Origin of the sequence: Pedobacter metabolipauper, assembly GCF_004362715.1 — a bacterium.
Classification (GTDB): Bacteria; Bacteroidota; Bacteroidia; order Sphingobacteriales; family Sphingobacteriaceae; genus Pedobacter; species Pedobacter metabolipauper.
This window is the reverse complement of sequence record NZ_SNYC01000003.1, coordinates 462692-476061: the sequence shown is the minus strand read 5'-3', so window position 1 is coordinate 476061 and position 13370 is coordinate 462692. Positions and strand designations below refer to the sequence as shown.

The 13370-nt window shown below is 42.1% G+C and carries 13 protein-coding genes; 9 read left to right on the top strand and 4 right to left on the bottom strand.

The features are described 5' to 3' along the window. Positions 1 to 11 precede the first annotated feature (11 nt). The 7 genes from ccoN to ATK78_RS02090 are packed head-to-tail and all read left to right on the top strand — an operon-like array spanning position 12 to position 6006. Positions 12 to 2123: a cytochrome-c oxidase, cbb3-type subunit I gene (gene ccoN, locus ATK78_RS02115; protein ID WP_133574401.1), complete on the top strand. Its 2112-nt coding sequence runs from the start codon at positions 12 to 14 to the stop codon at positions 2121 to 2123. A 22-nt stretch (positions 2124 to 2145) separates the two neighbouring features. Further along, a complete protein-coding gene (locus tag ATK78_RS22660) occupies positions 2146 to 2313 on the top strand; it encodes a hypothetical protein (RefSeq protein WP_166664800.1) in 168 nt (55 codons plus the stop codon). Continuing rightward, the gene (locus ATK78_RS02110; RefSeq protein ID WP_133574400.1) at positions 2310 to 3107 is read left to right on the top strand and encodes a cbb3-type cytochrome c oxidase N-terminal domain-containing protein; all 798 of its coding nucleotides are present in this window, start codon (positions 2310 to 2312) and stop codon (positions 3105 to 3107) included. The genes ATK78_RS22660 and ATK78_RS02110 overlap by 4 nt, the downstream gene beginning before the upstream one ends. Then, the gene (gene ccoG / locus ATK78_RS02105) at positions 3107 to 4501 is read left to right on the top strand and encodes a cytochrome c oxidase accessory protein CcoG (RefSeq protein ID WP_133574399.1); all 1395 of its coding nucleotides are present in this window, start codon (positions 3107 to 3109) and stop codon (positions 4499 to 4501) included. The genes ATK78_RS02110 and ccoG overlap by 1 nt, the downstream gene beginning before the upstream one ends. A 5-nt stretch (positions 4502 to 4506) precedes the next feature. After that, positions 4507 to 4932 (top strand): FixH family protein, encoded by a 426-nt coding sequence (locus ATK78_RS02100; RefSeq protein ID WP_133574398.1) that lies wholly within the window; start codon positions 4507 to 4509, stop codon positions 4930 to 4932. A 20-nt stretch (positions 4933 to 4952) separates the two neighbouring features. Beyond that, entirely contained in the window at positions 4953 to 5612 is a 660-nt protein-coding gene (locus tag ATK78_RS02095; protein WP_243732413.1) for a sulfite exporter TauE/SafE family protein, read from the top strand. 19 nt (positions 5613 to 5631) lie between these two features. After that, positions 5632 to 6006, top strand: a complete 375-nt coding sequence (locus tag ATK78_RS02090) for a group III truncated hemoglobin (protein WP_133574396.1) — start codon at positions 5632 to 5634, stop codon at positions 6004 to 6006. A 6-nt stretch (positions 6007 to 6012) separates the two neighbouring features. Here ATK78_RS02090 and hemN read toward each other — a convergent pair whose 3' ends face one another. The 4 genes from hemN to ATK78_RS02070 form a co-directional block, all read right to left on the bottom strand. Continuing rightward, entirely contained in the window at positions 6013 to 7377 is a 1365-nt protein-coding gene (hemN, locus tag ATK78_RS02085) for an oxygen-independent coproporphyrinogen III oxidase (protein ID WP_133574395.1), read from the bottom strand. Then, the gene (locus tag ATK78_RS02080; protein ID WP_133574394.1) at positions 7367 to 7843 is read right to left on the bottom strand and encodes a Rossmann-fold NAD(P)-binding domain-containing protein; all 477 of its coding nucleotides are present in this window, start codon (positions 7841 to 7843) and stop codon (positions 7367 to 7369) included. The genes hemN and ATK78_RS02080 overlap by 11 nt, the downstream gene beginning before the upstream one ends. An 81-nt stretch (positions 7844 to 7924) precedes the next feature. Further along, positions 7925 to 9103, bottom strand: coding sequence for a response regulator (locus ATK78_RS02075; RefSeq protein ID WP_133574393.1), 1179 nt, complete (start codon positions 9101 to 9103; stop codon positions 7925 to 7927). Continuing rightward, the gene (locus tag ATK78_RS02070) at positions 9104 to 10288 is read right to left on the bottom strand and encodes a PAS domain-containing sensor histidine kinase (RefSeq protein WP_133574392.1); all 1185 of its coding nucleotides are present in this window, start codon (positions 10286 to 10288) and stop codon (positions 9104 to 9106) included. Positions 10289 to 10424: 136 nt separating this feature from the next. Here ATK78_RS02070 and ATK78_RS02065 point away from each other — a divergent pair, with 136 nt between their 5' ends. Together ATK78_RS02065 and ATK78_RS02060 are read left to right on the top strand one after the other, a co-directional pair. Next, complete coding sequence (locus ATK78_RS02065; protein WP_133574391.1) at positions 10425 to 12200, top strand: hypothetical protein; 1776 nt, start codon at positions 10425 to 10427, stop codon at positions 12198 to 12200. A gap of 190 nt (positions 12201 to 12390) precedes the next feature. Further along, positions 12391 to 13248, top strand: a complete 858-nt coding sequence (locus ATK78_RS02060) for a PAS domain-containing protein (protein WP_166664799.1) — start codon at positions 12391 to 12393, stop codon at positions 13246 to 13248. Positions 13249 to 13370 lie beyond the last annotated feature (122 nt).

The following is a 13370-nucleotide window of genomic DNA, read 5'->3' as shown; positions in this document are numbered from 1 at the left end:
ATTATTTCAACATGACTGAAAAATTTTACTACGATAACAAGATCGTCAGAAACTTTGCCGCAGCCACCATTGTATGGGGGCTCATCGGTATGACTGTCGGGCTGCTTATTGCCATGCAGCTCTTTACCCCTTCATTAAATTTAGGTTCACAATACACCACTTTTGGCCGCATCAGGCCGCTTCACACCAATGCGGTTATCTTTGCCTTTGTAGGCAACGGGATCTTTATGGGGGTCTATTACTCCCTTCAGCGACTGCTTAAAGCGCGGATGTTTAGTGATGTATTGAGTAAGATCCACTTTTGGGGATGGCAGCTCATTATCGTTTCTGCTGTAATTACTTTACCCTTAGGCATCACTTCATCTCATGAATATGCTGAGCTGGAATGGCCTATTGATATTGCCATTACACTGATCTGGGTGGTATTTGGTGTAAACATGTTCGGTACCATCCTTAAGAGAAGGGAAAAGCACATGTATGTGGCCATTTGGTTTTACATTGCCACTTTTGTTACGGTAGCCGTTCTGCACATTGTAAATTCATTTCAGTTACCTATATCTGCATTTAAAAGTTATTATTTATTCGCTGGCGTTCAGGATGCGCTGGTACAATGGTGGTATGGCCACAATGCTGTTGCGTTCTTTTTAACCACGCCATATTTGGGTATGATGTATTACTTCTTACCTAAAATGGCACAACGCCCTGTTTACTCCTATAAGCTAAGTATCCTGCACTTTTGGTCGCTTATCTTCATTTATATCTGGGCAGGGCCACACCACTTGTTATATACCTCATTGCCTGGCTGGGCACAATCATTAGGGGTGGCGTTCTCTATCATGCTCATTGCACCAAGCTGGGGCGGTATGATCAATGGCTTACTTACCCTGCGTGGGGCCTGGGATAAAGTACGGGAAGATGCCACCCTTAAATTTATGGTTGTTGGTATTACCGCTTATGGTATGGCCACTTTTGAAGGACCAATGCTGGCCTTAAAACAAATTAATGCCATTGCCCACTATACCGACTGGATCGTTGCACACGTTCACGTAGGTGCACTTGGATGGAATGGTTTCTTAACCTTCGGGATCTTATACTGGTTAATTCCAAGAATTTACAAAACCTCGTTATACTCTAAAAAACTGGCCGCATTCCACTTCTGGATTGGTACGCTGGGAATCATCTTTTATGCCGTTCCCTTATACTTTGCCGGCTTTACCCAGGGATTAATGTGGAAAGAGTTTACTGAAGACGGGATGTTGAAATATCCAAACTTCCTGGAAACGGTTTTACAGATCATCCCCATGTACATACTCAGAGCCATTGGTGGTGCGATGTACCTGATCGGCGTTATTGCCATGACCTACAACCTGATCAAAACAGCTAAAGCTGGTAATCTTGTTGCCAATGAAGCCGCAGAGGCTTTACCACTGGCTAAGGATTATGTTCCTGTCGGTTCTGAAAGGAAACTTCACCGCATGCTGGAGCGTAAACCGATGGTATTCCTGGTACTCTCCCTGATTGTGATCTTAATTGGCGGAATGATCGAGATGATGCCAACATTTACCATCAAATCCAATATTCCTACCATAGCGAGTGTTAAACCCTATTCTCCGTTAGAATTGCAGGGAAGGGATCTTTACATTCGTGAGGGTTGTGTAAGCTGTCATTCTCAGATGATCCGTCCATTCCGTTCTGAAACGGAGCGTTATGGTGAATACAGCAAAGCTGGTGAGTTTGTTTATGATCACCCTTTCTTATGGGGATCAAAACGTACCGGACCGGATTTGCAGCGTGAGGGTGGTAAATACAGCAATTCGTGGCACTTTAACCACTTACTGGATCCGCAAACCATGTCGCCAGGCAGTATCATGCCACCGTATGAATGGTTGATCAACCAGGATCTGGATACGACAACTACCATTGCCAAGATCAATGCCATGCGTACCCTTGGCGTTCCTTATGCAGCTGGATATGAGCATGAAGCCAACACCGACCTTGATGAGCAGGCAAAATTAATTGCAGCAGATCTGCAGAAAAATAATGTAACCGTAAAAAGCAACAAAGAGATCATTGCAATCATAGCCTACCTGCAGCGTCTGGGTACCGATATTAAAGCAAAGTAAACACACCTAAAATCCAAACACCATGTTTAAGCAATTTCTAGATCAAGCGACCGGAAACCAGGTTTACCTGATCACTTCACTGGGCATTTTTATGCTCTTCTTTATCCTGGTAGCCGTATTACTGATTACCATGAAAAAGAGTGAAGTTAAATATATGAGTGAGCTACCTTTAAATGACGATGTACAATGAACGATATCCTAATCTGGGCCTTGCTGATTACTGCTGTAATCGTACTCATTGTTTCCTTACAGGTACTGAAAGTAATCAAGATCTATGTAAAGGAAAGTACAAATCCAAGTCTGTTTGCCACTGAAGAAGAGAAAGAACTGGCCCGAATTGAAGCAGAAAGAATAGAAGGAGAAAGAAAAGCAAAACCATCACTGCTAACCAAACTAATGGGTTTAAGACCCATTTCTGAAGAGAAGGACATCATGATGGAACATGAGTTTGATGGCATTGCAGAACTGGATAACCCTACCCCTGCCTGGTTCATGGTTTTATTTTATGCTTCGATCATCTTTGCCGTTGGTTATCTTTTAAACTATCACGTATTGGGATGGGGTAAATTACAGGAAGATGAATATGTGGCCGAACTGCAGCAGGCAGAAACAGACAAGATCGCTTACCTTCAAAAGCCAGGCAATAAAGCCAATAAGATCAACGAGAATAATGTGGTTCAATCCAAAGATCCCGCAGTAATACAGACTGGAGCGGCATTGTTTAAAAATGCGTGTACCCCATGTCACGGAGAAAAAGCCCAGGGTATTGTTGGCCCCAATTTAACGGATGAATTCTGGCTGCATGGCGGCAAGGTTACCGACGTATTTAAAACCATTAAGTATGGCGTTCCTGACAAAGGAATGATTGCCTGGGAGAAATCGTTAAATGCCAAACAAATTTCTGATCTCACGAGCTATATTTTATCCCTTCAGGGAAGTAAACCCGCAGGAGCGAAAGCACCGCAGGGTAAAAAACAAGAATAATGTCACAGAACCCGCAGCATTTTAGAGATCAGATCTCTACGCTCACAGATGATGGAAAAAGCCGCAAATGGATTTATCCGAGAATAATTAAGGGGAAACTCTACCAATATCGGTCACTGGTTAGCTACTTCTTTTTAACGCTTTTATTTGCGGCTCCATTTATTAAACTGAATGGCGAGCAGCTGGTTCTTTTCAATGTGATGGAACGTAAGTTTGTACTGTTCGGCATTGTGTTCTGGCCTCAGGATTTTTACCTGTTCGTATTGGCCCTGCTGACCTTTATTGTCTTTGTCGTATTATTCACGGTTGTTTTTGGAAGGGTGTTCTGCGGATGGGCTTGTCCGCAAACCATCTTTCTGGAAATGATCTTCCGCAAAATTGAGGTCTGGATAGAAGGCGATCAGTTTAAGCGCAAAAAGCTGGATGACGGACCGCTAACGACAGAAAAAGTCCTTAAAAAAGGATTTAAGCACAGCTTGTACCTCGGCATCTCTTTTTTTATCGCCAATATTTTCCTGGCCTACCTGATTGGTTCTGAAGTACTGATCAGGATCATTACTGAACCCGTTACCGACCACGTTTCCGGTTTTATTTCCATTTGTGTATTTACCCTCGTCTTTTACCTGGTTTTCTCTAAAATGAGGGAACTGGTATGTACCGTAGTTTGTCCTTATGGCCGTCTGCAGGGTGTATTGCTGGACAATCAAAGTATTATTGTGGCCTATGATTATGTACGCGGAGAACCCAGGGGCAAGCGGATTAAAGTTTCAGAAGTGCCTGCCGGCGATTGTGTAGACTGCAAACTGTGCGTAGACGTTTGTCCGACGGGCATTGACATCCGGAACGGTACTCAAATGGAATGTGTAAACTGTACGGCCTGCATTGATGCCTGCAACATGGTCATGGAAAAAATCCATCGTCCTTTAAATTTAATCGGGTTTAAATCAGATGATGAGATCAGGAACAGGTCTGCGTTTACCATCAATAAGCGCATATATGCCTATTCTGCCGTACTCCTGGTTTTAATGAGCGTATTATCTTATCTGCTGTTAACCCGCAGCGACATTAAAACCACTATATTAAGAGCTGGAGGAACGCTATATCAGATGCGAGATAACAATCAAACAGTTAGCAACTTATATACAGCAGAGCTGATCAACAAAACCAACAAACCAGTTAAGTTTAAGATTGTACCGCTGGATGCTTCTGCAAAGATCCAATACATTCAGAAAGAAGATAGTATTGAATATGGAAAAGCGGTTAAGATCACCTTTTTTGTCATTATGCCCAGGCGTAAAATTAAAACTTACAAAACAGACATTGGCTTTAAGCTCCTATCCGGAGGCAAGGAAGCTGATCGTTTTAAAACTACATTTATTGCACCACCTAATTAAAAGATATGAACTGGGGAACAAAATTAGTAATTGGAATGGCCACATTTATGACCTTCATCATCGTATTGGCAGTATGCATGTTCAGAAGTAAAACAGATGCATTGGTAGACACCGACTATTACGAAAAGGGGTTAAACTACAATGCAGATTACAAACTTAAGGAACAGGTAAAGGCAGACCATGCAGCACCTGCGATCTACGTTGGTGACGACGGACTATGGATTACTTTTCAGAAGCCTGCTACCGGCAAGATCAGGATGGTGCGGAATTCAGACAAACGAATGGATCAAAGCATCAGCATGGGTACCGACTCTTTAAACCGGGTAAACATCCCGCTCCCGGGAGTTGCTAAGGGACAATGGAAACTGATCATTAACTGGTTAAGCGATGAAAAGAACTATCTCTATGAGCAGGAGGTCATGATCCGATGAGTCCGGAAAAACTGGCTTTTATGATTGGCTTACTGGGGAGCGTACATTGTGTTGGCATGTGCGGTCCGCTTGCTTTTGCAGTACCTTCTGTAAAACCAGGCTGGGTTTATGTGGTATTTGACAAGCTAACGTACCAGTTTGGCCGCATCATCTCCTATTGTTTATTGGGAATACTTGCAGGCCTTATCGGCAGACAGATTTGGATGGCCGGTTTTCAGCAGGGCGTTAGCATCGTCAGCGGGATCCTGATCCTTGCTGCTGCATGCTCCAGGATCTTTCAACTCCGGACCATCAAAGGAAACTCCCTGTTTCTTAAACCTTTCAACAAATTGTTTAATTATGCGCTAAAACATAAAGCAAATCATATTATTATCGGGATCATAAATGGATTCTTGCCATGTGGATTTGTATATCTGGCTCTTGCCGGAGCCATAAATACGGAAGGCGTATCTCACGCGGTTACCTATATGTTCTGGTTTGGTATGGGTACGCTGCCTCTTATGCTTATTGCCACCATAAGCGTGAGCTTTACCGGCAATCTATTCAGGCGTAAGATCAACCGGATTATTCCGTATATGATGCTCTGCCTTGGAATTTGGTTTATATTTAGGGGCATGGAACTCAACATCCCCTATTTGAGTCCGGCAAAGGCAAGCCAGGAAGTTACCGACTGCAGATAAAATGAATGACAAAAAAGACATGAATACAAAAGATATAAGTACCAGGGAAGATATTGAGGATCTGATCCGCACATTTTATGGAAAAGCTTTAGATGATGCCCAGCTTGGCCCGGTATTTAAAGCCGCAAATTTCTCGCTGGCAGCGCATATTCCGGTTATGATCTCATTCTGGGAAACGATACTTCTGGATGTGATCACCTATTCTGGAAACCCGATGCGTAAACATATGGAATTGAACCGTACCGTTACACTGGATCCGGCACATTTTGAACAATGGATGAAGATCTGGAAAGAGACAATCACAGAAAAGTTCAGGGGCCCGGTAGCAGAAAATGCAATGATCAGGGCAGATTCAATTGCCCTGATCATTCAGCATAAACTTAAACAAAACTAAATACTTTTAAACAGACATACTGAACAACTGCGTTTGCGGCTGGTTTCTCCATAGCCTGGCATCCAGGGCCATACAGATGTTTCTTAAAAAACCTTTCCCAAGCGGCGTTACCCGCAGATCACCGGCAGATAACAACACCAGGCCATCCTGCGCCAGCAACCGCATCCTTTCAAGCCCTTCCGTTAGGGCATTATTTCTTTCTTTAGACAAATGCCAGGAAGTATATCCCCTGCACATGATATTGATGATGTGCTTACGGATTACCAGGTCCTCCGCATTCAGGATGTGTCCTTTAAATACAGGCAGCTCTCCCCCATTTACCAGTGCCATATAATCTTCTACCTTCTTCACGTTTTGAGCAAAGGCAGACCAGGTATCACTAATGGATGACACACCCAGGCCAATCATAAGCTGGCTATACTGGTGTGTATAACCCATAAAATTACGGTGAAGTGTTCCTTTAAGATCCGCCTGGTACAAGCTGTCGGTAACCAATGTAAAATGGTCCATTCCGATCTCTGCATAACCGCCTTCTATTAGTAAGCGTCTGCCCAGCTCATACAATCCCTGTTTTTCTTCTGCATTTGGAAGATCAACTTCAGAGTAACGCCTTTGGCCGGGTCTAACCCAGGGCACGTGTGCGTAGCTGTAAAAAGCAATGCGGTCTGGTTTTAAGCTCAACACCTCATGGATGGTATCTGCCAATCCGGAAACAGATTGCAAAGGCAAACCGTAGATCAGGTCATAATTTACTGAATGATATCCGTTTATTCTGGCCATTTCTGTAACGTCCCTAACTTCTTTAACTGTTTGTATGCGGTTAATGGCCAGTTGTACCCTCGGATCAAAATCCTGGATCCCCAGACTAATTCGCTTAAATCCAAGAAGGTTTAACGTAATCAAATGTGCTTCACTGGTATTTGCCGGGTGGGCTTCAAAGCTAAATTCTGCCTGTTCATGAACCAATGCATTTTCTAAAATACCGTTAATTAAAAGCTCCAGGTTTTCGGCAGTAAAAAAGGTAGGTGTTCCGCCACCCAGATGAATTTCCCGGATGACGGGTTTATCTTCGAAAAGATCGAGATAAAGCTGCCATTCCTTTAATACCGTTTGTATATAAGGGATTTCTACCGCATGGTTTTTAGTGATCCGGGTATTACAACCGCAATAGGTACACAGGCTTTCACAAAAAGGAAGGTGTATATAAAGACTGATTCCATCGCTGCTGTTGCTTTCATTAAAAGACTGAACTACCGATTTACGCCATGCATCAACGGTAAACATATTGGCATCCCAATAGGGCACTGTTGGATAACTGGTATACCGGGGAGCAGCAACGAGGTATTTATTAGCCAGATCATTAGTGCTCATGAGAATGACCTTTATCTTTAGCCTTTGAAAAATCATGGATCTGATCGCATGATCTGGAACAAACACATGCAGAACCCAGGCACTTTTTGTGCTGCCAGTTATTGAGGTTAATTATGGTTTCTTCGGCAAGTGCCATAGGCAGTGCTGCAGTTGCGATACCCGCAAGAGCCATCAACGGTACATTTGCAATCTTTATATTTCGTATTGCGGCAGCTTCCTGATCGATGTGCTGTGAGGAAGTTGACCGGGTGGCAATGTATTTTACACCAAGATCTGCGAGCTGATTTACAACCTGCGCAGATACATCATCTTCTTCAAAAACAATTACGGCTTCCTTACCTGCTGCGTAACTTACAGTTTCCGCGCCAAGCCTGTTTGAAATTAAAGTGATTTCATGCTTCTTATGATTGGCTATTGCCAATGGCTCTTTTTCAAAAGACTTGATACTATAGGCTACTACTTTCATGCGTAAATGATTTAATAATCAAAATTAGCACTACTCGAGTCGCCGGAGAATGAGTTTGGTCAGACAGAAATGTGATTCTAATCAGTTTTTCATGTTTTTCAGACGAAGCTGATCCAATATCACGATCTGGCTTCCCTTCCGTTCAATGATCTCTTCATCTTTAAAATCACTCAATATGCGGCTTACCGTTTCAGTAGCCATACCTGCCATTGCAGCGAGGTTGTCCCTGGATACTTTGAGTATCAAACCCGTTGATTGTTCCAGGCTATCCGGATGTTCGTTATTCTTTTTACTACTTTCCTCCCGGTCCTGCCGCGTTCCAACTTTGGAACGTTCAGTGCGTTCTAAACGCTCTCCACGCTCTGAACGTTCTGAACGCTCTTCGCGGTTGCAGAGGCGGATTAGTACTTCAGCCATCCTTTTACGCACAGAGTGGTAAGCCAGCTGCAGCAGCTGCTCTTCCTTCTCGATCAGGTTATTAGAGAGGATCTGAATAAATTGTTTTCCAACAGCGGGATATTTATTCAGCAGTTCTTCCATCATTTCTTTAGGAAGTAAACAGATGGTACTGTCTTCCAAAGCCTCGGCAGCTTCAGTATAAGGTTCATTTAATAAGAGGGCGGGTACACCAAAATACTCATCAGAACTATAAATACCCGTTAGCAGTTCACGGCCATCTTCACTCAGTTTGGTTGTTTTTACCTTACCGCTTAAAACCAGGTAAATCCCGGAAACGGTATCACCATCATAATAGATCACCTGTTTCTTTTTCACTGTTCTTACTTTTCTGCCGGCAATCATTTTATGCAGTTCAGCAATACCGGGCGTGTTACCGAGCAGGTGGGTTAACCTGTCGAGCGACTGACTATAAAATTGCTGCAGTTTTTCTTTTTTACTCAGTCTACTTTCAATGGCATTTAATAATTCAACATCATCAAAAGGCTTGGTCAGGTAATCATCCGCTCCCATTTCCATTCCTTTACGCATATCCAGCCGTTCGGCCTTAGCGGTAAGGAAAATAAAAGGTGTTGCGGCCGTCTGGCTATTTTTATTTACAAGATACAGAACGCCATAGCCGTCAAGCTCAGGCATCATAATGTCGCACAAGATCAGATCAGGCAAGTTCCTGGTCGCAACTTCTACTCCAATTTTACCATTCTCAGCCTGCATCACTTCATAACCTGCAAGCTCTAAGATCTCAGCCGTGCTTTCTCTAATGTCGTCATTGTCCTCAATGATCAGTATCCTTGTTTTATTCATTTACTTGTTAAAAGAAAGTTTAAACGTAGTTTCTTTGTTGATGGTACTTTCAAAATGGAGGGTTCCTTTCATCAAAGAAGCGTACCGTCCAACAATATTTAATCCCAAACCGGTACCTGGAATGTTACCGGTATTGTTTGCTCTAAAAAACGGCTGAAACAGATGTACCTGGTCAGCTTCCGGAATTCCGATGCCATTGTCTTTAACCATAACGATGATCTGTTCATCGTTAACCTCGGTATTAAATTCAATAAACGTATTTTCACCGGAGTATTTTATAGAATTAGAAATAAGGTTGATCATACAATTTTTAATCAGGTTAAGATCGAGGGTAACGATACTCTCTAAACCCGTATGCTGATAAATAATATGCTGGTCCTGTTTGGCAATCATCTGCATCTCTTCAGTTACTTCTTCAGACAGTTTAACCAGGTCAAAAGCACTGAATGTGGGCTCTACCTTTCCTGCTTCCAGTCGTTCGAGCGATAAAAAATCGTTTAATATAGTCGTTAAGTTGCCAACGGCATTCTTGATCTTGCCCACATGCTTGGTAATGTTTTCATTTTCAAAAGGCTGGGCATATTTTTCAATAAGCGTTGAAGAGAGCTGTACGGAGCTTAAAGGTGTTCTGAATTCATGGGAGGCCATGGATACAAACCTGCTTTTCATCTGGTTCAGTTCTTTTTCCTTCTCCAGCGATAAGCTGACTTCTTCCTTGGCATCACTTAAAGCCTGTACGGTCTTTTTGAGGGATAGCGTTCGTTCTTCAACCTGCCCTTCTAATTTGGCGGCATACTCGCGAAGGCGCTCTTCAGCTTCTTTCTCTTTAGAAAGATCGTGAATAAAACCAGTGTAAATAATCCGGTTCTCGTATTGAACTTCACTAACCGCAAGTCTGAATGGAAAAGTGGAACCGTCTTTCTTTAGCCCTTTCACTTCCCTTCCTTTTCCGATAATGCGTTTCTCACCGGTATGCTGATAACGCCCGATATAATTATCATGATTGGTCTGGTCTGGTTCTGGCATCAGCATATTGATGTTCCTGCCTATTACTTCCTCCTGATCATAACCAAATAGCTTAAGTGCTGCAGGGTTAAGGCTTTCTATAATTCCACGATTATCAATGGTTATGATGCCATCAATCGCCGTTTCAATAATCGCTTTTAGTAACCTTGCATTCTCCATAGACAACTTTTTACAAACATACGAATATAGCGTATTCCTGATTTGTTTCCGCGGTCACATTAAAAAGTGATATTCATCATGTTTTGCGATTGAAATAGTCTGCTCTTTTGTGGTTATAAATTTTCATTAAGAACACATGAACCATACTTTTCATATTCCTGTTTTAGGCTTGGGCTATTCCATTGATACACCACTGAAGGTTGCAAAATACGGCATTTCATCTGTCGTTTCTATTGTAGATGACGAGCTAACAGAACGTATGCGGAAGTATCATGCAGAAAAGAACGGTGAAAGTTACGTGCTGATAGATAAAAAGGCGCCAGACAGCAGGGCCTTAAGAATAACGGCCTATCTGAACTTATTGAATACCCTGGTAAACAAACAGTTTGCAGCATTACAGGAAGAAGAATTTGAACGCAGTGAATATCTGAACACCTACTTTGAACTTCTGCCGGACCATTCCGTTCTTAAATCTCAATACCTGAAAATGCAGCAGATTGACGATGCCGGACTTAAAAAAGAAGCACAGTTAAACCTGAAGAAACTGATGAAACCAGGTGCCATAGATGTAAATATCATGTCCAAGGTTGATAAAATCAATTATGATGCAAATGACGAATCCCTTGGTGATGCGTATACAGATGCCATAGCGGCGATGCGGGGTTTTGCGAATAGCGACCTGAATTCTGCAGTTACCATATCAGCAGGTTTAAACCCTAGATTGTATGCTTATATGGAAGAATGCCCGGTGTTTTATCCACCAAAAGGACAGGAACGAACGAAGCAGATCATTCTTAAAGTGAGCGACTTCCGTTCTGCGATGATCCAGGCTAAGATGCTGGCAAAAAAAGGATTATGGGTTTCAGAATTCAGAATAGAATCGGGTCTTAACTGCGGCGGACATGCTTTTGCAACTGAAGGTTTCTTATTGGGTCCGATCTTAGAAGAGTTTAAAGAAAAACGCAGCGAACTGTCTGATGAATTGTACGGAATCTATGCTGCTGCATTGACTGCTAAGGGAGTTGAAGCGGGAGAAAAACCCGTACAGCGGATTTCAGCACAAGGCGGAATAGGAACAGCCGAAGAGCATAATTTTCTAATCAACTTTTATCAGCTGGATGCCGCCGGTTGGGGAAGTCCATTCTTATTGGTACCAGAAGCCACAAATGTGGATGACAATACCTTAGATGCATTGGTTACTGCCAATCAAAGTGATTTTTACATCAGCAATTCATCCCCTTTGGGTGTATTGTTTAATAACTTTAAAAAAAGCACCATGGAGCAGCAGCGGTTGGAACGCATAGAAAAAGGACGACCAGGAAGCCCGTGTACCAAGAAATTTCTAAGTACCAATACCGAATTTACCGCGTTGCCCATCTGCACCGCATCCAGGGAATATCAGAACCATAAGATAAAGGAATTGAAAAGCCTGGATATTACCGCAAAGGAATACCAGCAGCGGTTCGACTCCATTACAGAGAAAATCTGTCTTTGTGAAGGTCTGTGTGCATCTGCTTATTTAAAAAATGACATCATCAAGCCTAAAGAAAGCACAGCAGTGAGTATTTGTCCGGGACCAAACCTGGCCTATTTCTCCGGAAAGTATAGTCTCAAAGAAATGGTTAACCACATATATGGCAGAGAAAATATATTGGGCTCGGTAAACCGTCCAAATCTATTCATCAATGAGTTAAATTTATACATTGATTATTTAAAGAAAGACATTGCATCTCAGTTGGATGAATTGAGTACCAAAAAGGCCAGGTATTTCTCGAAGTTTAAAGAGCAGTTGTTAAATGGGATTAATTATTATAAAGAACTGGTCCCGGAACTAAAATTACACACCAATTTTTCTGTACAAGAGATGTATACCCAATTGATACAGGCAGAATTAAAGGTCAGTGTTTTATAGATGCCAGGTTAAACTGATCAGTTGGCTACGGTTAGCACTTGAGTTGGTAAGCACAAGGAGTACGAGCGCGTGAGTAGTTATCGTTTAAAGGGTAAGGGTTTTTGTCCTGTTTCTAAATAGCTTTTGGTATTTTAAATATATTTTTTGTTAGATTTACGGCAATAAACCAAATTTAACACCACTGAACCCCTTGAGAAACAAGACCTTTCTTAAAACCATCGTCTTTTATATCCTGATCGGAGGGACATGGCTCTTACTCGGAGATAAACTCATCACCTGGTTTGATCAAAAATATCCGTTAACAGATCTTGGAGGTCTGTATTATATCAAGAACCTGATCTTTTTAATTGCTACTGCCCTTGTTGCACTGTTTATATTAAACAACCATTACAAAAGCCTATTAAAAGCAGAACGGGTTCTACAAAACAATCTTGCTGCTCACGAGACAGAGATTAACCAGCAGCTGGCCCTGTATGAAACCGTTACCAAAGCAACAAACGATGTTATCTGGGAATATAACATTCTGAATGACCAGCTAAAATGGATGAGCGGCTATAAGGAGGTTTTCGGTTACGATGATGAACTTATTGTGTATAATTCATTTTGGAATATGAGTAAGATCCACCCGGATGATCAGGAACGGGTTGTCAATGCATTCAAAAATTTATTAGAACATAAAGAGCAGCGGTGGAATGCAAAATATCAGTACAGATGTGCTGACGACACTTACAAGTATGTTTCAGACCGCGGGTATGTGATCTTTGATCAAAGCGGAAAACCGGTTAAAATGATCGGCGCCATTCAGGACATTGACATACAGGTAAGATACGAGAAGAAGTTGTTGATCCAGAATAAGCAGCTGAAAGAAATTGCCTGGCTTAATTCGCACGAGATCAGGAGGCCATTGAGCAACGTAATGGGTTTAATCCCGTTATTAAAATCAGCATTGAGTGACGACGACGATCCTGTTGAACTGGTTGATATGCTGGAAACATCCGCTAAAGACCTTGATGAGGCTGTAATAAAGGTCAACAATCAAACGATATGATCAAATATAAATTTGGTTAGCTGCTCAGAACTAACGTTTTTTACAGAAGACAATCAATCAATCCGCATAACTTAAGCTGAAATCTCTTACAATCAGATACGTCTTAAATATTTAGAAAAATA